The sequence below is a fragment of the Pyxidicoccus xibeiensis genome, assembly GCF_024198175.1.
Taxonomy (GTDB): domain Bacteria; phylum Myxococcota; class Myxococcia; order Myxococcales; family Myxococcaceae; genus Myxococcus; species Myxococcus xibeiensis.
The window spans coordinates 1,853,504-1,879,087 of the sequence record NZ_JAJVKV010000001.1 but is presented as its reverse complement, the minus strand read 5'-3'; the positions used below and the strand labels follow the sequence as shown (position 1 = coordinate 1,879,087).

The 25,584-nt window shown below is 69.5% G+C and carries 20 protein-coding genes; 16 read left to right on the top strand and 4 right to left on the bottom strand.

Annotated elements, in window-relative coordinates:
- Position 1: 1 nt before the first annotated feature.
- Both epsF and epsE read right to left on the bottom strand, forming a co-directional pair.
- Positions 2-1,516: a response regulator EpsF gene (gene epsF, locus LXT23_RS07535; protein WP_253979549.1), complete on the bottom strand. Its 1,515-nt coding sequence runs from the start codon at positions 1,514-1,516 to the stop codon at positions 2-4.
- 295 nt (positions 1,517-1,811) lie between these two features.
- Positions 1,812-3,047, bottom strand: a complete 1,236-nt coding sequence (epsE, locus tag LXT23_RS07530) for an exopolysaccharide biosynthesis GT4 family glycosyltransferase EpsE (RefSeq protein ID WP_253979380.1) — start codon at positions 3,045-3,047, stop codon at positions 1,812-1,814.
- Between the two features lie 224 nt (positions 3,048-3,271).
- Here epsE and LXT23_RS07525 point away from each other — a divergent pair, with 224 nt between their 5' ends.
- The 9 genes from LXT23_RS07525 (at position 3,272) to LXT23_RS07485 (ending at position 13,980) form a co-directional block, all read left to right on the top strand.
- Positions 3,272-3,673: a hypothetical protein gene (locus tag LXT23_RS07525; RefSeq protein ID WP_253979379.1), complete on the top strand. Its 402-nt coding sequence runs from the start codon at positions 3,272-3,274 to the stop codon at positions 3,671-3,673.
- 16 nt (positions 3,674-3,689) lie between these two features.
- Positions 3,690-4,232 (top strand): hypothetical protein, encoded by a 543-nt coding sequence (locus tag LXT23_RS07520; protein ID WP_253979378.1) that lies wholly within the window; start codon positions 3,690-3,692, stop codon positions 4,230-4,232.
- A 136-nt stretch (positions 4,233-4,368) separates the two neighbouring features.
- Positions 4,369-4,896 carry a hypothetical protein gene (locus tag LXT23_RS07515; RefSeq protein ID WP_253979377.1) on the top strand — a complete coding sequence of 176 codons (528 nt, stop codon included), beginning with the start codon at positions 4,369-4,371 and terminating at the stop codon, positions 4,894-4,896.
- Entirely contained in the window at positions 4,893-5,921 is a 1,029-nt protein-coding gene (epsD, locus tag LXT23_RS07510) for an exopolysaccharide biosynthesis glycosyltransferase EpsD (protein ID WP_253979376.1), read from the top strand. Before LXT23_RS07515 ends, epsD begins: the two co-directional genes overlap by 4 nt.
- A 9-nt stretch (positions 5,922-5,930) precedes the next feature.
- Positions 5,931-6,485 carry a serine O-acetyltransferase EpsC gene (gene epsC / locus LXT23_RS07505; RefSeq protein ID WP_253979375.1) on the top strand — a complete coding sequence of 185 codons (555 nt, stop codon included), beginning with the start codon at positions 5,931-5,933 and terminating at the stop codon, positions 6,483-6,485.
- Between the two features lie 41 nt (positions 6,486-6,526).
- Positions 6,527-8,746, top strand: coding sequence for a GH44 family glycoside hydrolase EpsB (gene epsB / locus LXT23_RS07500; RefSeq protein ID WP_253979374.1), 2,220 nt, complete (start codon positions 6,527-6,529; stop codon positions 8,744-8,746).
- Complete coding sequence (epsA, locus tag LXT23_RS07495) at positions 8,743-9,546, top strand: exopolysaccharide biosynthesis glycosyltransferase EpsA (RefSeq protein WP_253979373.1); 804 nt, start codon at positions 8,743-8,745, stop codon at positions 9,544-9,546. The genes epsB and epsA overlap by 4 nt, the downstream gene beginning before the upstream one ends.
- 147 nt (positions 9,547-9,693) lie before the next feature.
- Positions 9,694-11,667: a serine/threonine-protein kinase gene (locus LXT23_RS07490; protein WP_253979372.1), complete on the top strand. Its 1,974-nt coding sequence runs from the start codon at positions 9,694-9,696 to the stop codon at positions 11,665-11,667.
- Between the two features lie 174 nt (positions 11,668-11,841).
- Entirely contained in the window at positions 11,842-13,980 is a 2,139-nt protein-coding gene (locus tag LXT23_RS07485; RefSeq protein ID WP_253979371.1) for a serine/threonine-protein kinase, read from the top strand.
- 41 nt (positions 13,981-14,021) lie between these two features.
- On the opposite strand, the gene LXT23_RS07480 is transcribed toward LXT23_RS07485, so the two are convergent.
- Entirely contained in the window at positions 14,022-14,588 is a 567-nt protein-coding gene (locus tag LXT23_RS07480; RefSeq protein ID WP_253979370.1) for an imm11 family protein, read from the bottom strand.
- A 10-nt stretch (positions 14,589-14,598) separates the two neighbouring features.
- Complete coding sequence (locus LXT23_RS07475; protein ID WP_253979369.1) at positions 14,599-15,942, bottom strand: AHH domain-containing protein; 1,344 nt, start codon at positions 15,940-15,942, stop codon at positions 14,599-14,601.
- 144 nt (positions 15,943-16,086) lie between these two features.
- On the opposite strand from LXT23_RS07475, the gene LXT23_RS07470 reads away from it, so the two are divergent.
- From LXT23_RS07470 to LXT23_RS07440, 7 genes are all read left to right on the top strand, one after another.
- On the top strand, positions 16,087-17,298 hold the full coding sequence (locus LXT23_RS07470) for a hypothetical protein (RefSeq protein ID WP_253979368.1): 1,212 nt from the start codon (positions 16,087-16,089) through the stop codon (positions 17,296-17,298).
- Between the two features lie 149 nt (positions 17,299-17,447).
- The gene (locus tag LXT23_RS07465; RefSeq protein WP_253979367.1) at positions 17,448-18,011 is read left to right on the top strand and encodes an RNA polymerase sigma factor; all 564 of its coding nucleotides are present in this window, start codon (positions 17,448-17,450) and stop codon (positions 18,009-18,011) included.
- Positions 18,008-18,775: an anti-sigma factor gene (locus tag LXT23_RS07460; protein WP_253979366.1), complete on the top strand. Its 768-nt coding sequence runs from the start codon at positions 18,008-18,010 to the stop codon at positions 18,773-18,775. The genes LXT23_RS07465 and LXT23_RS07460 overlap by 4 nt, the downstream gene beginning before the upstream one ends.
- A complete protein-coding gene (locus LXT23_RS07455; protein ID WP_253979365.1) occupies positions 18,772-20,319 on the top strand; it encodes a caspase family protein in 1,548 nt (515 codons plus the stop codon). The genes LXT23_RS07460 and LXT23_RS07455 overlap by 4 nt, the downstream gene beginning before the upstream one ends.
- A gap of 53 nt (positions 20,320-20,372) precedes the next feature.
- Positions 20,373-24,119: an FG-GAP-like repeat-containing protein gene (locus LXT23_RS07450; RefSeq protein WP_253979364.1), complete on the top strand. Its 3,747-nt coding sequence runs from the start codon at positions 20,373-20,375 to the stop codon at positions 24,117-24,119.
- 114 nt (positions 24,120-24,233) lie between these two features.
- Entirely contained in the window at positions 24,234-24,917 is a 684-nt protein-coding gene (locus LXT23_RS07445; protein ID WP_253979363.1) for a class I SAM-dependent methyltransferase, read from the top strand.
- A gap of 64 nt (positions 24,918-24,981) precedes the next feature.
- Positions 24,982-25,569, top strand: a complete 588-nt coding sequence (locus LXT23_RS07440; protein ID WP_253979362.1) for a DUF7691 family protein — start codon at positions 24,982-24,984, stop codon at positions 25,567-25,569.
- Positions 25,570-25,584 lie beyond the last annotated feature (15 nt).

Here is a 25,584-nt window from a genome sequence, read left to right as displayed (position 1 = left end):
CTCACCCGGAGGCGGCGTCCGACTGCCGCGGCGCACCCGGCAGCACGACGTGGAAGGTGCTGCCCTGGCCCGCACGCCCGGGGGACTCCGCCCAGATGCGCCCGCCGTGCTGCTCGACGATGCCCCGGGAAATCGCCAGCCCCAGCCCCAGCCCGCCATAGGAGATGCCGTGCGCGCGGCTGAAGCGCTCGAAGACGTGCTCCAGCTGGCCCGGCGGAATCCCCAGCCCGCGGTCCGTCACCTCCACGTGCACCTGGCCCGCCTCCTCGCGCGCGGTGAGCCGCAGGTGCGCCTCCCCCGGCGAGTAGCGCAGCGCATTGGCCACCAGGTTGGTGAACACCTGGTCCAGCCTGTCCCTGTCCGCGTGGAGCACCAGCCCCCGCGGGACGTCCAGCTCGATGCGCTGCCCCTCCGTCAGGGGCTGGAAGTGCTCCACCACCTCGCGCAGCAGGGCGGTCAGGTCCACCTCGCCCGGCTCCAGGTGCAGCTCGCCACGCTGGAGCCGCCCCACGTCCATCAGGTTCTCCACCAGCCGCGCCATGCGATTCACGCTGCGGTGGACCCCTGTGAGGGCCCGCTCCAGCCCCGGCTCCACCTGCTCGCCGGCCTTCACCTTCGCCAGGTGCGCGTAGCTGCGCGCGGCCTGCAGCGGCGTGCGCAGCTCGTGCGCCGCCATGGTGAGGAACATGTCCTTGGCCTCGCTGGCCGCCTGCAGCGTCTCCACCGCCCGCCGCGCGTCGTCGATGTCCGTCGCCGTGGAAATCCAACCGACGATGCGGCCCTCCTCGTCCCGCTCCGGCAGCGTGCGGGCGAGGAACCAGCGGTACTCCCCGTCCCGCGCCCTGCGCAGCCGGTACTCCTGCTCCAGCGGGCGCCCGGTGTGCAGCGACGCGTCCCACGCCTTGCGGACGCGAGGCAGGTCCTCCGGATGGACGCAGCGCTGGTACTCCTCCCACCGGCGCCCCTGCTCGGGCGTCAGCCCCGCGTAGTCCAGCCACCCCCGGTTGGCGTAGCTGATGGTGCCGTCCACCAGCAGCGCCCAGACGAGCTGCGGCATGGAGTCCACCAGCCGCCGGAAGCGCAGCTCGCTCTGCCGCTCGAGGATGTGGCGCTCACGCTCCCACAGCGCGGCCTCCTGCTGCTGCAGGCGCTGCTGCTGGCGGTACAGCGCGACGAAGGCCTCCACCTTCCAGCGCAGCACGTCCGGGTGGAAGGGCTTCACCACGTAGTCCGCCGCGCCCATGGCATAGCCGTGCACCAGGTGCGCCTCGTCCCGGTTGGTGGCGGTGAGGAAGATGATGGGCGTGTAGCGGGTGCGCTGGCGCTGGCGGATGAGGCGCGCCGTCTCGAAGCCGTCCACCCCCGGCATCTGCACGTCCAGGAGGATGAGCGCGAAGTCCTCGCGCAGCAGCCAGCGCAGCGCCTCGGGCCCGGACGACGCCTTGACGAGCCGCTGACCGAGCGGCTCCAGGATGGCCTCCAGGGCGAGCAGGTTCGCCGGGTGGTCGTCCACCATGAGGATATTGGTGAGGGCCTCCGCCTCGACGGAAGCATGCGCGGTCACCTGCTGGGACGCTTCCACCGGCACGGCCTCCTTTCTCGCCTGTGACCCCACGCGGTAATCAACGCGAGGTCCCCTGACAACGGCCCCCCGAGGCTCCGGCCCGGCGGCGGCCGGGGCGGGGAGGACTGCCCGGTCAGGACACCCACATCATGGCGTCAGCCCCAAGCGCCAGCCAGTTCAGCAAGGGCGGGGCGTTCACCAGGGTGCAACCCGGGCCCCCGGACGCACAGGCAGAGTGGAAACGGCTTCACCCGGCGGCACGCTGGAGCATCTGCGCGAGCATGTCCGCGCTGCGCTCGCTGCTGAACGTCGTCTCCACCTTGCGCCGGCCGGCCTCGCCCAGGCGCGAAGCCTCCTTCGCGTCGCGCGCCACGGCCTCCAGCTTCTCGGCCAGCACCTGGGGCTGCTGCGGGGGGACGAGGACGCCGTCCACGCCGTCATCCACCAACTCCGGCACGCCGCCGGCGCCCGTCACCACCACCGGCACGCGCATGGCCATGGCCTCCATGATGGCCACGCCCAGCGGCTCCTGGAGGCTCGCCAGCGAGAAGATGTGTGCCTGCTCGATACCCGAGCGGACCTTGTCCTCGCTCACCGCGCCCAGCAGCGTCACCGCGTCGCCGAGCTTCGTCTCCGCCAGCTTCGCCTCCAGCACCTTGCGGTACGTGGTGCCGCCGGCCTCGTCCTCGCCGGCGATGGCCAGCCGCGCGTCGATGCCCTTCGCGCGGAGCAGTCCCACCGCGTCGATGAGGTCCGCGTGCCCCTTGCAGGGGTTGAGGCGGCCGCAGGAGAACAGGCGCAGGGGCCCCTCGCCCGTCCACGGCGTGTACGGCACGGAGCGGTTGAACTTGTGCAGCTCCACGCCCATGGGCGCCAGGCCGATGTCCTTCGGCAGCGCGCCGGCCAGCTCCTGGTTCACCTCATGGAGGAGCTTCTTGGTAATCACGAAGGCGAACTTCGCGTGGCGCCATTTCTCGCGCTGGTTGGGGCCGTAGTCGTCCAGGGGCCCGTGCAGCGTCAGGCTGTAGGAGAGGCCCGACAGGAGGTTGGCGAAGAGGGCCACGTGCGCGGCGTTGGCGCACGAGTGCACGTGGACGTGGGACCAGCCGCGCTCGCGGGCCAGGGCCGACAGGCGGCCGCCCATGACGGCGAAGGCGAGCAGCTGCGCGCGGCCCTTGGCGTCGAGCCCTTCCGCGCGGGCAATGGAGGCGAGGCACCGGGCCCAGCCGGTGGGCATGGCGCGGGCCACCTCGGCGGCGGCCCGGGCGAGGCCGAGGGCGCCCTTCGCGCCCGGGGGTGCGAGGTACTCGGTCCGCGACATGGCCTCGCGCGCCCAGCTATGCGAGATGATGCGCGCGGGCGGCGGACGCGTGGACACCAGCTCCGGCGTGACACCCTTCCCCGGCAGCGCCTGCAGCTCGCGCCAGAAGAAGATGTGCGTCTGTCCGGGGAACTCGGGAATCAGGTAGCCAATCTTCTGCACGCACTTCCCATAACACGGCTGGCCGTCACCGCATGCCTGCCTGCCCGATGTCACTGGAGACCCTCGCACCGGGACCGCTGAGCTGTCCCGATGTCGGACCCCGGAGGTAGGACCTCTGCTGCCCACCGTGCCGCCTCGGAGGGTGGGCAGCAAGCGCGCTCCGAGGCGTGGGCCCGGGGACTTGTGTTTGGACTCAGTCCAAACCAACATTGGGGGAGGGGAGGGTGCGGCGTCCATGGTTCGAGCTGGAGGAAGTACGACGGCTGGCGGAGGAGGACCGGTTCGAGCTGAATCAGGGGCCTGCCTGTGCCGGTGCGCTCAACGTCTACGTGCTCGCGGGGTTCGGCCACTACCGGACCTTTGCCCAGGCAGTGGTGCTGACGTTGAGGCTGGAGGACTTCTGGCGGACGCGCCGCTGGCCCGAGCCCGACGGAGCGCTGGCGGACGAGTACGGTCTGCGCCTGCCGCGCGCGCTGCTGGAGACGTACGAGGTGGGTGTGTCCACCTGGTACGTGAAGCTCTCCGTGCTGAGTGGCCGCCGGGGAGAACAGCTGTTCTTCCTGTCGCTGCATCCACTGGCCTTCGACATGGAGCGAAATGGAGGGCTGCTGCGCCCCGGGCACTAGAAGCGAGGACCTGCCCATGAAGGAGCTGGAGTTCGACTCGGTGGGGTACCCCTGCCCGTGCGGGCGTGGCGAAATCGAGGCCAGGGCCGTCCCGGGCCGCCGCATGGGCTACCTGCAGATACCCGACCTGGAAGTTCCCTCGGACCTGCCCATTCCCACCTGTCCCGCCTGTGGCGAAGCGTGGATGGGCGCCGTCACCACGCGCCGCCTGGAGGACGCGCTCCGTGCCGCTCATGGCTGTGAGCTCACCAGGAAGGCCGAGCGCGCCATCGAGACCCTCCGCGCGCACATCCCCCAGCGGAACCTGGAGCAGCTCATCGGGGTATCTGGCGGGTGGTTGTCCAAGGTGAAGAACGGGCACGAGCCCTCCGCCTCCCTCACCGCCCTGCTCATGCTGCTCGCCGCGGATCCACGCCGCGTGGAGGAGCTCCAGGCACTCTGGACCGCTCAGCCTCCGTCCTCCCGACGTGGCCGGGGTATGTCCACGGTGGCCCGCGCCGGCCCGCCACGCCGGCCGCCCTCCAGGTCCCGCTCCCAGCGAGGGCCAGCCGGGCGCTGAGCACCGCGCAGGCTCCGGCGCGAGGGGAGAACCCCGCGGAATCCCAGGGGGCAGGTCTGGGGACACCCGCTCCCCTGCCCGGCCGGGCAGGCCGGTGGGCCGGCGTCACGCGTTGCGCTATACCGGGCGCCGCCCCATGGCCGCCGACTCCAGCGCACCTCCCAATCCCGTGGAAGCCGCATCCGCCGACAGCACCTCCGTGCCGTCGCCGGAGCTGCAACGGCTGTGGTTCGCGCTCGAGCGCCGCGCCTGGGCCTTCCTCACCGTCGTCCCCGCCCACCCCGGCGCCCCCGCCCTGGAGACCGCCACCGCCATCCTCGAGGCCGGCGCTCCCTACGCGTACTCGCAGAAAATCCACCTCCAGGACGCCACCGGCATCACCCCCGCCGACGCCCCGCGCCTCGTGCTGGAGCTGCGCGAGCGCGTTGCCCGGGGCGAGCGCGTCGTCGTCGTCCTCGACTCCCTCCTCACCCACCCCGCAAGCCTCCCCCTGGCGCTCGCCGCCGACGGCGTCCTCCTGTCCGTCGCGCTCGGGGAGACGGACTTCGGCTCCGCCCGCAAGACGCTGGAGTACGTGGGCCCCGAGCGCTTCGTGGGCAGCGTCATCTTCCCCAAGCAGAAGAAGAAGGCCCGGGCCCCGAAGGACAAGAAGAAGAAGCCATGAGCTCCGCCACCCGCCCCGACGCCCCCACACCCCGCATCAGCGTCGTCATCGCCACCTACAACCGGCTGCCCCTCATCACCCGCCTGGTGTGGCAGCTCGCCGGCCAGACGCTGCCGCCCGAGGACTTCGAGGTCGTCGTCGTCGACGACGGCTCCAAGGAGCCCGTGCGCGAGCCGCTGCTCGCCCAGAAGGTGCCCTACACCCTGCGCGTCGAAGTCCAGCAGAACGCCGGCGCCGCCGCCGCCCGCCACCGGGGCGTGCTCGCCGCCCGGGGCGAGGTGGTGCTCGTCACCGATGACGACATGCAGGTGGCCCCGGACTTCCTCGAGCGGCACCTGGCCCACCACCCGCCCGGCTCGCGCAACGTGGCGCTCGGCCGCATCCGCCCGGACCCGTCCATTGGCGACATGCCGCTGTTCGAGCGCTGGTACGCCTACCTCAACAACCGCATGGCCGAGGAGCTGTCCGTCCCCGGCGCCCGCGCCCGCGGCAACCACCTGTACACCGGCAACGTGTCCTTCCCCCGCGCCGACTACGTGGGCGTGGGCGGCTTCGACAAGTCGCTGGGCCAGTCCGAGGACGTGGAGCTGGGCGTCCGCCTGGAGAAGGCCGGCTGCACCTTCGTCTTCGCCAGCGACGCGTACGTGCTGCACGGCAGCGACCACGTGTCCTTCGAGCGCTGGCTCAAGCGCGCCAACCGCTACGGCATGTTCGACACGCACGTGGCCCGCAAGCACCCGGACGTGAAGGACCTGAACCCGTGGCGCCTGCTGTTCGTCACCAACCCGCTGGCCCGCCCGCTGCTCGCCGCCTCCGTCGTCGCCCCCGAGGCCACGCGCAGGCTGACAAACACGGTGATGAACGTGGCCAAGGCCGCGGACAGGCTCGGCCTGGAGAAGGCCGCCTTCGCCGGCACCTCCGTGGTGTACGGCATGGAGTACCTGCGCGGCGCCCGCAACGAGGCCGGTGGCTGGACGGGCATCGCCCGCGAGGTCGCCCGCTACCTGCAGGGCCGGGGTGAATAGGTGGACTCCATGAAGCCGAGGACCTCCATGATTGGCTCGCTCATCACCGACGCGCTGGAGCTGGCGAAGGCCGCCAATGGCACCACGGACGCGAAGTCCATCGCCAAGGTGGTCCTCACCAGCGACTCGTACCGCATCACCGCACTCAACCGCGCGCGCGAGGCGGCGCTCGCCTTCCGCATTCCGCTGGTGAACCACGTGCTGCGCGTGACGCAGACGGCGGTGATGGGGATTGAAATCGGCAAGGACGTGACGCTCGGCAGCGGCGTGTACTTCGTGCACAGCCTGGGCGTCGTCATCGGCGGTGACTCGAGGATTGGGGACCGCGTCCGCTTCTACGGCAACAACACCGTGGGCACCGCCAAGGACAACGGCTACCCCGTCATCGAGGATGACGTGTGGATTGGCGCGGGGGCCCGCATCCTCGGACCGGTGCGGATTGGCGCGCGCTCGCGCATCGGCGCGAATGCGGTGGTGCTCCAGGACGTTCCTCCCGACAGCGTGGCCGTGGGCATTCCCGCCCGCATCTTCCCGCGCAAGGACAAGGACGACGTGGTGCTCTGAGGCACCCGCGCTCACACGTGTCACCGGGGGAGACGAAGCTCATGGAGGATGGTGTGAAGCGTGCGCGGATGAAGGCTGGCGCGGCCGTGCTGTCGTGCGCCCTGCTGGCGGGCGGCTCGGTGGCGGTGGCGCGGGCCACCGGCCTGGCGGGGACGGGCGGCTCGGGCGAGGCGGGGCAGGACGGCGCGGCGGCTCCCGGCACGGCGGCTCCGGCCGCTCCGGCGGGTGAGAAGGCCGCGGCCTCCACGGCGCCGGTGATGCTCTACGACGGGGGCCTGGCGCCGGACTGGAAGGACATCGGCTGGGCGCAGCGCGAGCTGCCGAAGGGCGCGCCCGCGCGGATGCGCCTGTTCAACTACGCCGGCTGGATTCTCTACAAGCCCAAGCTGGAGGGCAGCTTCGGCGCGCTCTCGTTCCGCTTCAGCGCCCCGGAGTCCTTCGGCGAGTTCCTGGAAGCCCGCCTGGACGCGCACGGCGCCGTCTCCTTCCCGCGCATCCCGATTACCTCCGAGCTCCAGGTCCGCAAGGACGGCGAGTGGACGGAGGTGCTCATCCCCATGGAGCTGCTCAACCCGCGCGGCGAGCCGTTCGACCGCGTGGTGCTGCGCGCGTCCAAGGGCGTGGCCCGCGACTGGGTGCTCTTCGACAAGGTGGCGCTCGTCCCGCTGCCGCCCGACGTCGCCGCCGCGCTGGCCGCCGGTGGAGGCCGCTCGGGCAAGGGCAGCGGCCGCGAGGCGCGCATGTCCATCGACTGCACCGCGCCCGGCCACCGCATCAGCCCGCTCATCTACGGCATCGCCTTCGACGGCCTGCGCGAGAAGCAGGACAAGCACCAGTACAAGCTGGGCGCCACCACGCGCCGCTGGGGCGGCAACCCCACCTCCCGCTTCAACTGGAAGCTGGGCAGCACGTGGAACACCGCCAACGACTGGTTCTACCGGAACGTGGACATCGGCTTCAGCGCCGATGACTTCCTCGATGCCAACCGGAAGAACGGCATGCAGTCCGCCCTCACCGTGCCCATCCTGGGCTGGGTGGCCAAGGACTCGACGTCCTACGGCTTCCCGGTGTCCCGCTTCGGCCCGCAGCAGGGCGAGGACAACGGCGCCGGCAACGGCAACGCGCGCGACGGCACCCCGCTGAAGCCCGGCCCGCCGACGCAGACGAGCATCGAGGCCCCGCCCGAGTTCGTCGCCGAGTGGGTCCGTAGCATCCGCGAGAAGGACCAGAGCCGCGGCGCTCGCAGCGTCCAGATGTACATCCTGGACAACGAGCCCATGCTCTGGAACTCCACGCACCGCGACGTGCACCCGGAGCCGCTGTCGTACGACGGGCTGATGCAGCGCACGATTGCGTACGGCACCGCGGTGCGGAAGGCGGACCCCGAGGCCGTCATCGCCGGCCCCGCCGAGTGGGGCTGGACGAACTACCTCTGGTCCGCCGCCGACTTCGCGCCGGGGAAGATGAACCACTCGGACCGGCGCGCGCACGGCGACCTGCCGCTGATTGCCTGGTACCTGCGGCAGCTGCGAGAGCACGAGAAGAAGACGGGCGTGCGCATCCTCGACGTGGTGGACCTGCACTTCTACCCGCAGAGCAACGTGGGCGTGGGGCTGGAGGGCAACACGGACCCGGAGACGAACGCGCGCCGCATCCGTTCAGTCCGAGGGCTGTGGGACCCGACGTACAAGGACGAGTCCTGGATTGGCGAGCCGGTGCGCCTCATTCCCCGCATGAAGGAATGGATTGCGGAGAACTACCCCGGGCGGGGCATCTCCATCGGCGAGTACAACTTCGGCGCCTTCCGGCACATGAGCGGCGGCCTGGCACAGGCCGAGGCGCTGGGCCGCTTCGCGCAGGAGAACATCCTCGCTGCGTTCTTCTGGCAGTACCCCACGGACGGCTCGCCGGTGTACTGGGCGTTCCGCGCGTTCCGGAACTTCGACGGCAAGGGCGGGCGCTTCCAGGACACCTGGGTGCCGGCGAAGGCCTCGGAGAACACCAGCCTGTTCGCCTCGAGGGATGACTCGGGGAAGAAGCTGGTGGCGGTGGTGCTCAACCTGGACCCTGACCAGGCGGCGCAGGCGCAGATAGAGCTGAAGGGCTGCGGTACGCTCGACAGCGTGCGCGTGCTGGGCTACTCGGGCGCGCCGGGGGGGTTCACCGAGCAGACTCCCGGTGCGAAGGCGGCTGGCACGCTGACCCAGCGGCTGCCGCCCTATTCCATGACAGTGCTCGACTTGACGGTGACGAAGCCATGAGCGCCGCTGCTCCCTCGACGTCTTCCTTTTCCACCGGCCGCCCGCGCCTGCGCATCGGCCAGCTCTCCATCGACCAGCTCACCTTCGAGGACGCCATCCGTGAGATTGGACGGCTGGTGGACCTGCACCAGGGTGGCTACGTCTTCACCGCCAACGTGGACCATGTCGTCCTGGCCGAGGACAACGCGCAGTTCCGCGAGGCGTACTCGCGCGCCACGATTTCGGTGGTGGATGGGATGCCCATCGTCTGGGCGTCGAAGGCGATGGATGTGGCGCTGCCCGAGCGGATTGCGGGCTCGGACCTGATTCTTCCGCTGATGCAGCTGGGGGCGGAGCGCAAGTGGCGCGTGTACCTGATGGGCGCGGGGCCGGGAGTGGCGGAGAAGGTGGCGAAGCTCGTCGGCGAGAAGTACGGCGTGGAGGTGGTGGGCTGGGACTCGCCGATGGTGCGCACGGATGCCGGGGACGCCCAGAACGACCCGATTGTGGCGAAGATTCGCGAGAAGGACCCGCACCTGCTGTTCGTGGCGCTGGGGAGCCCGAAGCAGGAGGTGTGGATTTCGCAGGTGGCGCACAAGCTCGGGCCTACTGTGGCGATTGGCGTGGGCGCGGGGTTCGACTTCATCGCCGGCACGGCGAAGCGGGCACCGCAGTGGATTTCGCGCGCAGGGTTCGAGTGGCTGTACCGGCTCGTCAATGAGCCGAAGCGGCTGTGGCGGCGGTACATCCTGAATGACTCGCGCTTCGCCACGATTCTGCTGCGCGAGTTCTGGCAGCGGACGGGTGGGAAGCCGGAGTAGCGGCAGGGGTCAGGCGGTACCCGCCGAGCAACCCGGCTGAAGAGGCGATATAGACGCGCCATCCGCGATTGAGGGCTTACGAGAAGCCCCATCGGCAAGACGATGAGCGCCAGAGAAAAGATGACGAGGGAGGCAGCCGGTCCGCCCGTGGACCCGCTGCTATCGACGCGAATTGGCGAGTTCATCGTCGAGGAACGCATCGGCTCGGGAGGGATGGGCGTCGTCTACCGCGCCACCCACCCGCTGATTGGCAAGCAGGTGGCCATCAAGGTGCTGCGCGCGGAGCTCGTCTCCCCGCAGCAGGTGGAGCGGCTGCTCATCGAGGCCCGCGCGGTGAATGCCATCCGTCACCCGGGCATCATCGACATCTTCGGGTTTGGAGACCTGCCCGACGGCCGCCCCTACATCATCATGGAGCTGCTTCGGGGGGATTCCCTGTCGACGCGCATCCGCCAGCAGGGGCGGCTCGATGTCGGCACCTGCCTCTGGATTCTCGACCAGATGCTCGCGGCGCTCGGGGCCGCTCACCGCTCGGGCGTGGTTCACCGGGACCTGAAGCCCGGCAACGTGTTCATCGCCGAGGGCATGGACGGAACACACTCGGTCAAGCTGGTGGACTTTGGCATCGCCAAGCTGGTGCGCTCGCATGACGGGCCCACCACGGTGGATGGCTCCATCCTCGGGACGCCGGAGTTCATGGCTCCCGAGCAGATTCGCGGAGCGCCTGTCAGTCCTTCGATGGACCTCTACGCGGTCGGCATCATCGCGTTCCAGATGCTCACTGGCTCGCGCCCGTTCAACGGCGAGCCGTACCAGGTGATGTTCGCTCACATCGAGCAGGTACCGCCCCTTCCCTCGTCGCGGGTACCGGGCATTCCTCCCGAGCTCGATACGCTCGTGCTCCAGCTCCTGGCGAAGCAGCCGGAGCTGCGCCCCGAGTCCGCGGAGGCCGTGCGCCAGGCGCTGAAGCGTGTTCCCGCCCCGGGTCCTCATCAGACGAGGCCAGCTCCCGCGCATCCCGTCGCGAGTGCTCCGGAAGAGCAGACGCGAACCACCCGGGTGTACCCGGTGGCAGCGCCGCCTCCGGCGTCACGCCGTGACTGGCGATGGGGGGTGGGAGCGGTGCTGCTCGCGGCGGCAACTGGAGGGACCCTTCTCCTCTGGCCTTCGCAGTCGGATGGCGTTTCCGAGTCGCCTCCCGCAGCCGAGCCGACGAAGCCGGCAGCCATCGCGATGCCGGTTCCGGAGAGGCCTGCTGCGCCCGAAGAGAAACCGCAGGGGCAGGAGACCGTAGCTTCCGGCGAGGTCGTCGCCTTCGAGCAGCCCTTGCAGGGTGAGCCGCCAACACAGCCGGAGGAGGAAGCCTCCAGCGATCGTCCCTCTGAACACCCGGCCGCACCACCGAAGGCGTCGCGACCGAAGCCCAGGAACAAACGCAGCCCGGAGCCGGAAGAAAGGAACCAACGACCTGAGGATGCTCAGGTCCAGACGCCTGACGAGGCACCGGCCGCGAATAGCAACACAGCCGCGGGCCTGACACGACCGCAGGCGTCGGCACCAGTTCCCACGACAGCGCCAGTTCAGCCAACTCCGCAGGCACCGAGCACGGCTGCCGCGAACACGACTGGGTTGGCACAAAGCAGTGCCTCTCCCTTGAGAACACCCGAGGACCTGCAGCTTGATCTGCTCGCCGAAATCGATACGTCTGCGAAATGGTTGCGCGACAATGCGCGCATCAACGTCGCCAACTCAGATGCCATGGCCAGGCTCGAAATTTTGCGGCTGAGCGCCAAGAACGTGACCGCCGCCGACGAGTACGCCCTTATCCGCAAGGAGCTTGCCCAATGGAAGGAAAAGCTTGAGGGACGAGCAGAAGCAACCTCTCCCGTCAGTCAGGAAGTCTCCCTCGACAACCTACTCTCAGCCATCGAAAAGGCCGAAGCTTGGTGGATCACGAAAACGCATGCCCGCTTCAAGAACTCAACGCGGCAGCACTATCTCAATGACCTGCGCCGGCAAGCCCGGGAAGCAACCACGCCCACGCAGCGCAAGAACCTCCGAGATAAGCTTGACGCTTGGCAGCGGAAGAATGAGCAACAAGCCTCAGACGCGGCACAGTAAGGCAGGCATACGTCGCTCCGGCGGGGCAGCGCCTCCTCATCACGTACGCCTCCGTATTTTGGGTGCGGCAACACACAGGCGCTATAAGCAGCGCAACGCAGTTCTCTTTGAGAGTTCAGTGACGAGGCGATGAGCGCTAGGGAAAAAACGCTGAGGGACACAGCCGGCCTGTCCATGGACCCACTGCTGTCGGAGCCGGTGGGCGACTTCGTCATCCAGGAGCGCATCGGCTCGGGGGGCATGGGCGTCGTCTATCGCGCCACCCATCGGCTCATTGGCAAGCAGGCAGCCATCAAGGTCCTGCGCGCGGAGCTCGTCTCTCAGCAACAGGTGGAGCGACTGCTCATCGAGGCCCGTGCGGTCAACGCCATCCGCCATCCGGGCATCATCGACATCTTCGGGTTCGGGGACCTGCCCGACGGTCGCCCCTACATCATCATGGAGCTGCTCCAGGGGCAGTCGCTCTCGGAGCTCATCCGCCAGCAGCGCCGAATCGATGTCAACGCGACGGTCTGGATTCTCGACCAGATGCTCGCCGCGCTCGGAGCCGCCCACCGGGCGGGTGTGGTCCACCGGGACCTGAAGCCCGGCAATGTGTTCATGGCCGAAGGCCTGGATGGCACCCGCTCCGTCAAGCTGGTCGACTTTGGCATTGCCAAGCTGGTGATGTCCCATGACGGCCCCACCACGGTGGACGGCTCCATCCTCGGGACACCGGAGTTCATGGCCCCCGAGCAGATTCGCGGGGCATCCGTCAGCCCCTCCACGGACCTGTACGCGGTGGGCATCATCGCGTTCCAGATGCTCACGGGCTCGCGCCCGTTCAACGGCGAGCCGTTCCAGGTGATGTTCGCTCACGTCGAGCAACTGCCCCCTCTTCCTTCGTCACGCGCGCCGGGCATTCCTCCTGAGCTCGACACACTCGTGCTCCAGCTGCTGGCGAAGCAGCCGGAGCTGCGCCCCGAATCCGCGGAGGCCGTGCGCCAGGCACTGAAGCGCATTCCTCTGATGGGGCTTGCGTCGGCCCCTTCGAGCAGGCCATCCCCCGCGCCCGCGAGCGTCCGGGAAGAGCAGACGCGGACCACCACGCTTCCCGGGCTGACGCCGCGTCCATCGGTGGCGAAGCGTGCGCCTCGGTGGATTGCCGGGGCGGCCCTCATCGCGGGGGTGACGGGTGGAGCCTTCCTCTTCTGGCCATCGCAGCCCCACAGCCCTCCGGCAACGACTCCCGTCACCGAGAAGGCACCAACCGCAGCCAACTCCATCGCAGAGAGCCCCAAGGCCGAGCCGCCTGCGCCCACCGAGGCTTCGTCCGGAGAGGGGATTGTTCCTGCCACGGCAGCGCAGGAGCCTGCGCTGCCGGAGACTGCACCCGCACCGTCCAAGGAGACTCTCGCCGCCGAGCAACCGGTTCCGACCGCGATGCCAATCCGCCCCGCTCCGTCGAAGCTCCGCGGGAAGGAGAAAACGCCGGGCACCCCTTCGGGCCATCTACCCGAGCAGTCCCAGGGCGTATCGATCACAGAGATAGGGACCCTGTTGGAAAAGCGCCGAGAGGCCCAGCCAACTCCGAGCCCGCGCGACTCTTCGCAACCACCCACGTCGCCCATCCCAGGGAAGCAGGGCTCGCCGGAGTTGCAACAAGCTCCTGCTCCACAGCTGGAGGCTCCGCCCCCAAAGGCTCAACCAGTTCCGCCAGAGCGTCGAACGCCCATCCTTCCCCGTACGGGCCCTCAGCCTGCGGACCCCAACATTGCAGCGCGGCTGCGCAATGCCGAAGCGCTGTATCTGGAACGACCCGCGGGAAGTCCTCGCAGGCGCAAGGTGGAGCGGGAGCTGCTAAGGCTTCATGGGCTCGCGGTGGAGGCTGACACTGCGGACAAGCGTTCGAAAGTGCTGGTGGAGCTCTATAAATTGGAGCAACGCATCAAGTCGCCCGCGTCCTCATATATCGACGAGAACTCCGAGAACGATACGGAGATTCCTGACGAACCCGAATCGGTCTCCCCTCAGCCTCTCAAGACCGACGAGCGCACCGAGAACGAGGCGGAGACCCCAGACGAATCCATATCGTTCTCTACACAGATCGACGACCGCGTGAAGAAGCTCATGGATGACTTGCGCGAGGAGATCAACGAGGCCGAGCGACAGTATCGCGCTGAGGCTGGTGCCTCTACCCCGGCACCTGATCCACTCGAGGAACTTTCCCGTCTTCGGCAACGCGCTCAAAAGACCCCGAGGGCCGCAGCGCGAGAAACCCTCAAGAAGGACATCCTCAACTGGAAGAAGAAGTTCTTGAACCGCAACAAGTAACCTGGCCTCCAGTGGTGTGGCATCGGCACGACTTGCCAGGGCTACACCTCCGTGAACTTCACGCCGGTGGCCTTCACACGCTCCAGGCCCAGCTTGATGTCCTCGGAGACGATGAGGGCCCCCGTCCAGCCCTCGGGCCGGAGCACCCTCGCATCGCCGACCTTCGCCTTGTCGATTCGCAGGTCGCGCACGGAGGCGTAGCGCCCCACCATCTCTGGCACGCCGTCCTCATGCGTCCAGAGCTGGATGCGGGACGCCTTCTCGTCGATGCAGCGGATGAGGCAGGTCGCCACCAGCAGGAGGTACTGGTCCGGATGGCCCTCGATGTCCACCGGGATGATCTGCACGTTTCCTGGAGCCAGTTCCCTGAAGAGCTCCGCCACCTTGAGGTGAACGATGGGGATGCGCAGCCCCGCTTCCGTGAAGTCCAGCGGTCGGCCGGGCTCTTCGATGGGAATCCTCAGGCGCCCCTTTACCTGCACGGGAGTGCCCTGCCTGAATCGGTCGGGGTCACGCACCTCTCGGCCTCTGCTATCGACAGGCGTATCCAGGTGCCAACGGCCGGGGACCTGGACATCGTCGTGCAATTCGAAGAAGCGCCGGGTCATGAGCGAGAACCTATGGCGTTGCTCCACGGGTGACGAGCAGGTTCAGCTCCGTGCCGCGCGTAGTGATTTCCTTCGCCAACCGTCTGAGTGCTGAACTCAGGGATGCGCGGCATGCAGTGACTGCCCGACAGTGGGCCGTCGCGGCATCCAGCTCCGCGAAGACCAGCTCATGGTACCGCTGGGGATGCGGTCCCTTGTGTCCCTCCACGGGCACGATGTTCTCCGGGTCCTTCAGCTCCATTCCGGCCTTCTTGAAGATCTTCCTGAACCTTGGCGTCCAGGGCCCGCCGCGCGCGGTGGAGACACTGTTCTTGTCGGTGGCGAGGTGGTGGTCCCTGGTCCGACCGCCGCGCATGCCTCGGGCCGCCATGGCCACCGCGTTGGGCGCCAGCGCGACAGTGAAGCCTTCGGCGGTCATCGCCACCGACTGCACGCCGCCAATGGCGACGTACTGGAAGCCCGCCTGGGACTCGACGGCGAGCGACGCCTGCGCTGAGCCAGGCAGCTTCGGTGCCTTCGCCGCCAGCCCCGCCGTGTTACCGATGGCTGCAGTCGCCAGCATGACGAAGATGCGGGCGGCGTTCTCTCCCATCACTTCGCCGTACGCCTCGCCAGCCTCGCGGAGCTGCTCGAATGAGGTGGCCCGGTCCACCTTCCTCACCAGCGTCACCCACCCATCCAGCAGGCGCCACACGGTATCCACGCCCAGGTAGGCAATGGCTGAGGCCGTCAGCAGAGCGGCCAGGCCCTTGCTCACAGGCTCGGGTAGCGACCAGAGGAGCAGGTACATGCTGACGGAGGCTGACACTGTCGCCAGCAGCGCCTGCGGGTCGGCCATGTCCTCCAACGCCTCGGCGGTCTCCTCCCAGACCGAGTCCATGGCGATGGCCATGGCTAGCGTGTACTTGCCATCGCTCGCCAGCAGGGGCCCCTCAGCCAGGAGGCGCAGGCAGTCTCCGGGCTGCTCCTTGCGCTCGCACCAGCGGACATAGGAACGCGTCAGCTCCTCGTCTGCGTACGACTCCAGCAGGCGTGGGCCGTCACTCTCCTCCTCTTGGGGGAGCAGCCGTGGGCCACGGGACTCGTACCAGTACACGCCACTCCGCTCCGGAATGCCGAAGAGCAGTCGGGCTTCTCGCAGCGGATTGGCGAAGGGCCGTACATCGTGAGCGAGCTCGACCAGGGCCTTCGTGAACTCGGCCTCGTCCAGCTCCACCGTCTCGGCGTCCTCCTCCTCACGTGGCACATGGACGATGGGGAACTCAGTCCCTGTGTCCAGACGCACCACGCGGGTCGTCGAACAGCCCACTCCGACCCAGAACAGGAGCAACGCCGCAACGCAACGGAGCGTCATTCAGCTTCCTTCGCAATGGCCTGCTCATTCATCGCGTATTTGCGGACGCCATCGCCAGGGGTTTCCGCAGTGTGTCACTCCTTGCTCGGTGATGGCCTATTCATCCAGACCACGCCTGTCACTACCGTCACCAAGGAGTTTTCCATGAAGCCATTATCAAACACCCGCTTGAGCGCCCTCGCGGCGTCGGCGCTGCTGCTCGGCCTCTCCGCCTGCGCCGGGCCGGACGCCACCGAGCCCCTGTCCCCGGAACCCGCCCAGCAGCAGGCCTCGCTCGTCTGTGGACGGCTGGACCCCGGCCAGTCCCTGGGACGTGGCCAGTCCGTCCAGTCCTGTAACGGTGCGCTCAACCTCGTCCACCAGACGGACGGCAACGTCGTTGCCTACGACAGCCAGGGCGCTCTCTGGTCCACCGGCACCAACGGCCCCACCACGTCCTTCGTCATGCAGTACGACGGCAACCTCGTCGTCTACAACGGCGGCACGGCCCGCTGGAGCTCGAACACCTCCAACAACCCTGGCGCCTATCTGGCCATCCAGGACGACTGCAACCTCGTCATCTACAAGGGCTCGCAGGTCCTCTGGGCCTCGTACACGTTCTGCCGTACCCCGCCTCCCGCTCGCATCGACCCGCTGGCCTACATGCTCAACACCAGCGGCCAGACGATGCAGGACACCCGCGCCGGCTTCGGGCAGATGCAGCGCACCCTCCACGACTCCGCAGGGAAGAACTTCTACTACCTGAAGAACCCCTACGAGCCCCACCGCTGGGAGCTGTACTTCTATAACGACTCGAAAGTCTGGCTGTACCGCGACACCACCCTGCCCATCGGCGAGGGCCCCGGGTCCGCCTACGAGGTCGAGCCTTGGGACGCCATGTGGATTCCCCGCTCCTGGGCGCAAGGTGAAGAGCGCTCCTTCAGCGCCACCATCCGGTACTTCAACCACCTCAACAGCCCCTGCCCCAACCTCACCCAGTCCACACCCTGGCCCCACGGACGCCACATGCTCCGCTTCGTGGGCCGCATCGACGTGGGCGGCGCGCTTGGTGAGCAGGACGTCATCGTCGTCGACCGCTACCACGACGTCAGCGTCAACCACTGGAACCCCCGTGGCGCAGAGCGCTTCTGGTACGCCAAGGGGCTCGGCTGGGTCCGCTGGGAGTACTGGCCCGACTCACTCCGCAACCCCGACGGCAGCCCTCGCGGCAATGATGGCCAGGTCGACCGCTTCGAGGACTCGAAGTTCCACTCCAGCAACCCCGCCGACCTCAAGGCCACCTCGCCCCTCCGGCGCGTCATGATGAACCAGCGGACCGGCGCCAACCCCGGCCTCCAGGGCCTGACCTGCCGCTGACCTGAAGCACCGGGGGCTCGGGCTGACGGCTCGGGCCCCACACCCACGAAAAAAGATTCGTCCACCTCCGCCGCTCCGTTCGTTGAGGAGCTGATGCGGTGGTGGATGATTCCATGGGTGAACCCGGCAGTTTCTCCGAGTGTGGACGCATGAGCGACGACGCCCCGGCCGGGGATGGCCCGTGGCTCGCCCGCTTCCATGCCGGGGAGGCCAGCGTCCTCAATGCCTGCTACCGCGAGCACTTCGACGCCGTGTACCGCTCCGCGTCCCGCGTCCTGTCCGGGGTGGACGCCGAGACTGTCGTCCACGACGTCTTCCTGCGCCTGGTCTCCGATGAGGCGGTGCGCCGCTCCTTCCAGGGGGGGTCGCTCGCCGCCTGGCTCAACACCCTCGCGCGCAACCTCGCCGTGGACGTCGTGCGGCGCCGGCAGCGCGAGCGGACCGCCCTGGACCGGCTCGCCGAGGAGCCTCGCTTCGACGAGGAGCCCTCCGCGCCCGAGCCCTCGCTCGACGCCATCCTCCTGCTGGAGCGCTTCCGCCGCGAGCGGCTTCCCCCCAAGTGGGCCCCCGTCTTCGAGGCCCGCTTCGTCCGCCAGCTCAGTCAGCGCGAGGCCGCCGCCGCCCTCGGCATCCGCCGCACCACCCTGGCCTACCAGGAGCTGCGCGTCCGCCAGCTCCTCAAGAAGTTCCTCCTCTCCCCGGAGGCCCGATGACTTCCACCTGCTCCCTCCATCCCCTCGTCGACCGCCACTTCTCCGGCAGCATCCGCCCGCGAGACGAACAGCGCATGCGCGAGCACCTTCCGGGCTGCCCCACCTGTCGCGAGCGCTATGAGCGGCAGCTGCTCCTCTCGCGGCTGGACCCGCGTGCGATGGATGCGCGCACCCGGCTGGCCCGGGGCCTCGGCTTCGAGGCGCGGGAGCCGGTGTCTCCCTGGCGCCTGGCGCTCGTCCCCGTCGCGGTTGCCTGCCTGGCGCTCCTGATGGTCCGCATCCCCTGGAGCGGCACCCGCACCGGTGAGGAGGGCTTCACGGCTCGGGGTGCCGGCACTGCCGTGACGGACGCGCGGCTCCTCGTCTACGCGGTGGAGCCCGGTGGGGGCACGTCGCTGCTCGGCCCCTCGCTCCGGCCCGAGCAGGAGCTGGCCTTCGCCTTCCGCAACCCCGACGCGCACCGCTTCCTCATGGTGTTCGCTCGCGACGCCGCGGGCCGCGTCTACTGGTACCACCCGAGCTGGACCGACCCGGCCACCAACCCGGAGGCCATCGCCATCCCGCCTGGCAGCACGCTCCGCGAGCTGCCGGAGGCCATCTCCCATCCGCTGGAGCCCGGCCCCCTCACCCTTCACGCCGTGTTCCTGGATGCGCCGCTCACCGTGCGGCAAATGGAGACACTGCTGTCGGAAGAGCGGCCTCTCGAGGACGTGCTCCCCTCCGGCGCGGACTCCACCGCGCTCCAGCTCCAGGTCGCCCCATGAGCTCCGCACTCCTGCTCCTCGCCCTGCTCACCTCGGGCGTCGCGGGCGCCAACCCTCCGACGCCGCAAGCCACCCCGGCCGCGTCACGCACCGCCTCCTTCGCCCTCATCATCGGCGTCAATCGCAGCCACGAGCAGGACCTGCCCGTGCTGCGCTACGCGGACGATGATGCCGCGCGGTACCTCGACCTGTTCCGCCTGCTCGGCGCTCGCACGTACCTGCTCGCGCGGCTGGACGACAACACCCGCCGCCTCCACCCCCAGGCCGCCGCCGAGGCCATGGACCCGAAGCACGCCGAGCTGGACACCGCCGTGAAGCGCCTGTCCGAGGACATCGCCCTCGCTCGCAGCCGTGGCGTCGAGACAGTCGCCTACGTCGTCTACGCAGGCCACGGCAACGTGCGCAACGGCGAGGGCTATGTGTCCCTCGAGGACGGCCCCCTCACCGCGCCCATGCTCTCCGACCAGGTGGTGGGCGCGCTCGGCGCCGGCCGTGTCCACCTCATCGTCGACGCGTGCTACTCGTACTTCCTCGCCTACAGCCGCGGCCCCGGCGGACAGCGCCGCCCGCTTCCCGAGGGCTTCACCCGCGCCGTCGGACTCGCGCAGGCCGACAACGTGGGGCTCCTGCTGTCCACGTCCTCCGCTCGCGAGAGCCATGAGTGGGAGGCCTTCCAGGCCGGCGTCTTCAACCACGAGGTCCGCTCCGGCCTCTTCGGCGCGGCCGATGCCGACGGTGACGGGCAGGTGAGCTACCGCGAAATCGCCGCCTTCGTGGAGCGCGCCAACGCCGCCATCCCCAATGACCGCTTCCGCCCCCAGGTCCACGCCCGCCCTCCCAAGGGCTCCGAGCAGCTCGTCGACCTGCGCCCGGGACTGGAGCGCCGCCTCGAAGTCGAGGGCTCGAAGGGCGCGCACTACGTGCTCGAGGACGCCAACGGTGTGCGCCTCGCCGAGTTCCACAATGCCCCCAGCCAGTCCCTCCGGCTGCTGCGGCCTCCTCCGCGCGGCCCCGTCTTCCTGTGGCGCGTGGGGGATGCCACCGAGTTCCCCATCCCCGCCGGCCCGGATGTCGTCACGCTGGAGTCGTTGTCCGCCGAGCCCGTGCGCGTCGCCTCTCGCGGCGCCGCCCACGCGGCCTTCCAGCACATCTTCACCCTGCCCTTCGGCCGCGAGTCCGTCACCGGCTTCCAGTTCCCCTCCGTTCCCCTCCCTCCCCCGGAGCCCGGGTTCTGGGGCTCGCGCAAGTCCTTCGGCTGGAGCGGCCTGGCGCTGGGTGCGGCCTCTGGCGGCGTCGGCCTGTGGAACACGCTGAAGGCTCGCGACATCCGCGACGGCGTCACCCCGGACCTTCCGCAACAGGAGGCGGCGGCTCGCAACAGCCGCATCCGGCGCCTCAACACCACCAGTGGCGTGCTCTACGGCCTGGGCGGAGCGGCGGTCCTTGGCGGGGCGCTCCTGCTGCTGTGGCCCGAGGCCGACACGCTGCCCATGGCCTCCGTGGGTGCGGAGGGCGCCGCACTCGGCGTCTCGGGCGCATTCTGATTCGTCCACTCCGCCCCTCCGCGACGTTGAAGCGGTGGAGGCTGAAGAATTCAATGACACACACGAAGTCCCCTTCCCGCGCCCTGCTGCTGCTGCTCGGCGCACTGCTTGCCACCGCCTGCGTCAATCCCGTCAGCGAGGGCGAGCGTCCCTGTCCCTGCGCCGAAGGCTGGACGTGCTGCCCCGACGTGCAGGTCTGCGTCGCCAACGCGTCCCAGTGCGAGCGCCTGCGTCCTCCGCCCGTGGACCCTCCCGTCCACACCGCGCCCTCCGCGCCGCGCTCGGTGACGGCCTCCACGGAGCCTGACGCAGCCGTGCTGTCCTGGTTCGAGCCGGAGAGCAACGGCGGCACCGCCCTCACCGGCTACACCGTCGAGAGCGAGCCTCGTGAGGACGGCATGACGGTGGTCATCGACGGCCGCACCGCCCGCGTGACGGGCCTGCGCCGGGGCGGCATGTACCGCTTCTCCGTGACGGCTCGGAACGCCGTGGGCCCAGGCCCCGCTGGCAGCGCGGAGCCCGTGCGGCTTCCCGACGTTCCGGCGTCGCCCCTCAACCTCTCCGCGAAGCGCGGTGATGGCCAGGCGAGCGTCACCTGGGAGGCGCCTGTCTCCGACGGCGGCCTGCCCGTGCTCCGCTATGTCGTGACGGCGAACCCGCGCGGCCTCCGCGTCGAGACGACCGGTCCGGAGCTGTCCGCCGTGGTCTCCTCACTGACCAACGGCGAGGCCACCACCTTCACCGTGCGCGCCGTCAACGCCGTGGGCGAGAGCCCCGACTCGACTGCCTCCGAGTCCGTGGTGCCCGCCGGCCTGCCCGCCGCGCCCGCCTCCGTGGCTGCCACTCCCGCCGTACGCGCGGTGTCCGTCTCGTGGCAGGTGCCTGAGGACACCGGCGGCCTGCCGCTCTCCGGCTACGTGGTGACAGCCTCACCGGGCGGTGCCAGGCAAGAGGTGGACGGCGCGACGACCTCCGCGTCCTTCACCGGCCTGGAGAATGACACCGCCTATACCTTCGCCGTCTCCGCGCGGAACGACGTGGGCCTGGGGCCCGACACCGGCTCCGCTCCCGCGCTCACGCCCGCGCTGCCTGGTGCGCCTACCCGCGTGGAGGCGACGCCGGACGTGCGCTCCCTCACCGTGGCATGGGAGCCTCCGGCGTCGGACGGACGCGAGCCGCTCACCGGCTACACGGTGGTGGCGCAGCCCTCGGGCGTCCGCGTGGACGTGGGCCCGGACGCGCGCGGCGCCACGCTGGAAGCCGTGCCCAGCACCCGGCCGCAGACCGTGAGCGTCACCGCTCGCAGCGCGGTGGGCGAGGGCCCCGTGGCCTCGGCGTCCCAGCCGGTGCGCACGCGCCCCGCGCCCGTGGAGCTGACTTCGCTGGAGGTCCCCTCGGAGGCAGGCGGCTGCCTGTCGGTGTCCTATGGCCTGAAGCAGGTGGATGGGGAGCGCGTGGACGTGTTGGTGGAGGTGGATGCCGACGGGGATGGCACTTTCACTCGCGCCACCCAGGCGGGCAGTGACACGCACTCCGGCCTGGTGGCACTGGCCACGTCCGCCGAGGGCACCGCACATGCCTTCCGCTGGAACCGCGCGCGCGACGTCCCCGCCGCCGCGCCGTCCGCCCGGGTGCGCATCACCGCCACCGTGCCCGGCGCCGTCCCGGCGACGCGCTCGGTTGCTGTCGCACTGGCCGCGGAGACGCTGCGCTGCGAGCTGGACGTCGACTCCTTCCTGGTGCAATCGCTGGACGTGACCTGGTCGCCGAGCTGGAACACCGTGACCAGCGGTGACTTCGACCGGGACGGCAAACACGACCTCGGCGTCGTCAACGCCAGTGGCACCAGCGTGCTGCGCGGGCGGGGCAATGGCCGCTTCCATCGCCCGTATCCCGCCGTCATCCCGATGTGGGGCAGCAGCCTCGTCTCCGCGGACCTGGATGGCGATGGCGTGCTCGACCTGCTGGCGCTCGACGCTTCCAACCTCCGCGTCGCACGCGGCCGGGGCGACAGCACCTTCCAGGCGCCGGTGAGCACGTTCCTCTCCTCCTCGGGGAGCTCCACCCTGGGCTACGCGCCCCTGGTGCGGGACATGGACGGGGATGGCGCACCGGAGGTCATCGTGTCCCAGGGCGGCCTGCTCGATGTGCTTCGCCACACTGGCGGAGGGGCACTCTCAAAGGCGTTCACGACCTCGCTCTTCGGCACGGCCCCCGTGGTCGCCGGTGACTTCGACCGGGATGGACGGGAGGACCTCGTCATCGTCGGTGCATACCTCACGGCCATCCTCGGCCAGGGACGCCTCGCCTTCTCGTTCGAGCAGCTCCGGCACGTGGGCGGCACCGTCCATTCCGCCGTGGCCGCCGACTTCAACGGCGATGGCGCCCTGGACCTCGCGGACGCGAGGGAGGGTTTCTCAGACATGGGCGTCAACGTGTTCCTCAACGACGGCACGGGCCACTTCGGGGCCCGCGTGGAGCTGCTCCGTCACTCCAAGTTCTGGGGCCAGAAAATCCAGCTCACCGTGGGCGACCTGGATGGGGACGGCACGCAGGACCTGGCCTACGTGCACGAGGAGCGCGAGGTGCTCACCCTGCTGCGCGGACGGGGCGACGGCACCTTCGAGACGCACGAGCTCCCGAATGGACGCGAACCCCAGCAGGTGACGGTCGCGGACTTCGACGCCAGTGGGAAGCCCGACCTGCTGGTGCTGTCACGAGGGCTGGAGGTGCGCGTGATGAGGGACCTGGAAGCGCCCCGGCGCCTGGCCCCGGGCCTTGGCTTCGTCACCGCGGACTTCGACGGCGACGGCTGGGATGATGTGGCCTCGATAGTGCCGAGCCTGGACGGCATCCAGGTGCAGCTCACCCGGCCCACGGGAGAGCTCGTGGCTCGGGGGCCTTCGCCCACGGGCCCTCGCACCTGGTGGCTGCTGCCGGGCCGCTTCGACGCGGGTCCGACGGTGGACCTGCTCGCGATGTCCGACCACGAGAGTCCGTCCACGCTCATGCTGCTACGCGGCAACGGGGATGGAACCTTCTCCGCCGGCGAGCCGCTGGTTCCCGAGCTGAACCCGGAGTGGCCCACCGCCGGAGACGTGGACGGGGATGGGGACCTGGACCTGGCCTTCACCGACCGGCGCCAGGACGGCGCGTTCTTCCTCTTCGACGTGCGGCTGCTGCTCAACCAGGGAGATGGCACCTTCGTGACCGGCGGCGTGCTCGCGACGCATGCGTCACTGAACGGCCTGGCCCTCGCCGACCTGAACAAGGATGGCCGTGCGGACCTGGTGGTGCTCCGAAGCGTGTCTCCCAGCTTCGAGCTGGGCATCTTCGAGAGCCGTGCCGACAACACCCTGGTCAAGGTGCGGGAGTATTCCCCCATCATGGACCCCTGCAATCTCAGTGAGATGCTGCTCGAGGACCTCAACCGGGACGGGTTCATGGATGTCGCCGTGTCGTGCTCGGGGGGCCAGCCGGGCGTGCTCCCGATGTTCGGCGGGAGCAACTTCTGGTTCTTCGAGCGGGACTTCCTCCGCATCCCGAGCGGCGCGAGCGGGCTCTCCACACGCGACCTGGACGGCGATGGCTGGCGGGAGCTGCTGGCAGGCAGCCCGGGCAACGATTCCGCCTGCATCCTCCGCGCCCAGGGACACGGCGCCTACGGACCCGCGGCCTGCTTCGGGGCGCTGCCCGTCGCGTACGACATGGTGCCCCTGGACGTGGAGCACGACGGCGTGCCCGAGCTGCTCGTGGGCGGCAAGCTCTCCAGCAGCGCCACCCTGCTGCGCCTGCGGTGAGGTGAGGCACCGAGAGGGGTGGGTGCTATCCTCCATGGCCTCGAAGCCATGACGGACCCGGCGCCCACCCCCTCAGGCAGCGGAAGACGCGGTGGGGCACCGGACGACTTCGCGGTGTCCCTGCCGCGGCTCATCTTCATCCGCGTGTGCGTGGCGTTCCTCGAGCTGCTCACGCGCTTCGCGGACCTGCTCGTGCTGCTGTGCCGGCCGTGGCTGCTGTCGCCGTACCTGGGGCTGTGGCTGCGAGAGGGGCTCGCTTCGCCCTACCGGGTGCGGCGCTCCTTCGAGCTGGCCCGCCTGCTCAACACCACCGGGCAGCACTTCAACGAGCTGATGTATGGCGAGACGCCCGTCTTCACCGGGGTGTGGCTCTTCCGGAAGGCGGGGCTCGGCAAGGGCGGGCGGCTGGTGGACCTGGGCGCGGGGCGCGGGCGCACGCTGCTCGCGGCGCGGTGGTTGGGAGCAGGAGCACGCGGCGTGGAGCTGCTTCCGGGCCATGTGCTGCTCGCCTCGGGCCCGGTGGCGAAGGCCGGCGCGGAGCTCGTCGTCGGCGACGCGATGCACGCGGACCTCCAGGACGCCACCCACGTCTTCACCAACTGGACGGCCCTGACGCCGGAGACGCGCGTCCGGCTGGTGGAGCGCTTCCGCACCTGCCGCCCGGGTACCCGCGTCCTCACCGTGACGCGGCCCGTGGAAGCGGAAGGCTTCACCGTCCTCTCACGGCACCGGCTGCTCTTCACCTGGGGGATGGAGCACGTCTGGATTCACGAGTACCGCCCCCCGGCCCCCACCTGAGTTGCTTGCCACGGGCGGGCCTCGGTGGCTTATTCCGGCCAGCTCGGACGTGGGAGGGGACGTCATGGGGTACGGCTTCATGGTGTGGGCAGTGGATACGAACAAGCTCCGGCAGTCGGCCGGCTCCAAGGACGAGAAGCTCCGGCGCATGATTGGCGGGCGCTTCAAGCGCGACCTCGCCAGCCTGGACGAGCTCTTCGAGGACTCCATCTCCGGCGGCGGGCCGAACACCTACGAGGCGCTGCGGCAGCTCATCGACGGCACCGTGCCCGAGGGCGCTCGCGGTGGCATCTACCGCTATGCCTTCAAGCTGGTCGTCGAGCACTTCGGACGCTTCCTCGACAACAGCGCCGTGTGCCCGTGGAGCTCGCCCGACTTCGGGCCGGTGAATGCCGCGCTCAAGCAGATGAACGTGCCGTTCGAGCTCGACGACCTCCACGGGAACCGGCTTCCCGTCAAGCTCCCCTACCCCGACGACTTTCCTTTGACCGGGTGGGTCGACGAGGCCGAGGTGAAGAAAATCGCCGCCGCCTTCGAGGGCGCGAAGTACACGGGCAAGGATGCCCAGGTGCGCGACATCCTCGAGTGCGTCCGGGGCTGGTTCCGCGAGGCCTCCGCCCAGGGGCGTGGGCTCGTCAGCTATTATCACTGAGTGACTGAAGCTTCC

What these genes read in the sequence shown, in the direction of transcription:
- LXT23_RS07520 (WP_253979378.1), top strand. Translation starts at nt 3,690, where the DNA reads ATGAAGGAGCTGGAGTTCGACTCGGTGGGGTACCCCTGCCCGTGCGGG.
- epsB (WP_253979374.1), top strand. Translation starts at nt 6,527, where the DNA reads ATGGAGGATGGTGTGAAGCGTGCGCGGATGAAGGCTGGCGCGGCCGTG.
- LXT23_RS07485 (WP_253979371.1), top strand. Translation starts at nt 11,842, where the DNA reads ATGGACCCACTGCTGTCGGAGCCGGTGGGCGACTTCGTCATCCAGGAG.
- LXT23_RS07450 (WP_253979364.1), top strand. Translation starts at nt 20,373, where the DNA reads ATGACACACACGAAGTCCCCTTCCCGCGCCCTGCTGCTGCTGCTCGGC.
- LXT23_RS07475 (WP_253979369.1), bottom strand. Translation starts at nt 15,942, where the DNA reads ATGACGCTCCGTTGCGTTGCGGCGTTGCTCCTGTTCTGGGTCGGAGTG.
- LXT23_RS07460 (WP_253979366.1), top strand. Translation starts at nt 18,008, where the DNA reads ATGACTTCCACCTGCTCCCTCCATCCCCTCGTCGACCGCCACTTCTCC.
- epsA (WP_253979373.1), top strand. Translation starts at nt 8,743, where the DNA reads ATGAGCGCCGCTGCTCCCTCGACGTCTTCCTTTTCCACCGGCCGCCCG.
- LXT23_RS07455 (WP_253979365.1), top strand. Translation starts at nt 18,772, where the DNA reads ATGAGCTCCGCACTCCTGCTCCTCGCCCTGCTCACCTCGGGCGTCGCG.
- epsD (WP_253979376.1), top strand. Translation starts at nt 4,893, where the DNA reads ATGAGCTCCGCCACCCGCCCCGACGCCCCCACACCCCGCATCAGCGTC.
- LXT23_RS07470 (WP_253979368.1), top strand. Translation starts at nt 16,087, where the DNA reads ATGAAGCCATTATCAAACACCCGCTTGAGCGCCCTCGCGGCGTCGGCG.
- LXT23_RS07465 (WP_253979367.1), top strand. Translation starts at nt 17,448, where the DNA reads ATGAGCGACGACGCCCCGGCCGGGGATGGCCCGTGGCTCGCCCGCTTC.
- LXT23_RS07440 (WP_253979362.1), top strand. Translation starts at nt 24,982, where the DNA reads ATGGGGTACGGCTTCATGGTGTGGGCAGTGGATACGAACAAGCTCCGG.
- epsF (WP_253979549.1), bottom strand. Translation starts at nt 1,516, where the DNA reads ATGGTGGACGACCACCCGGCGAACCTGCTCGCCCTGGAGGCCATCCTG.
- epsC (WP_253979375.1), top strand. Translation starts at nt 5,931, where the DNA reads ATGAAGCCGAGGACCTCCATGATTGGCTCGCTCATCACCGACGCGCTG.
- LXT23_RS07515 (WP_253979377.1), top strand. Translation starts at nt 4,369, where the DNA reads ATGGCCGCCGACTCCAGCGCACCTCCCAATCCCGTGGAAGCCGCATCC.
- LXT23_RS07480 (WP_253979370.1), bottom strand. Translation starts at nt 14,588, where the DNA reads ATGACCCGGCGCTTCTTCGAATTGCACGACGATGTCCAGGTCCCCGGC.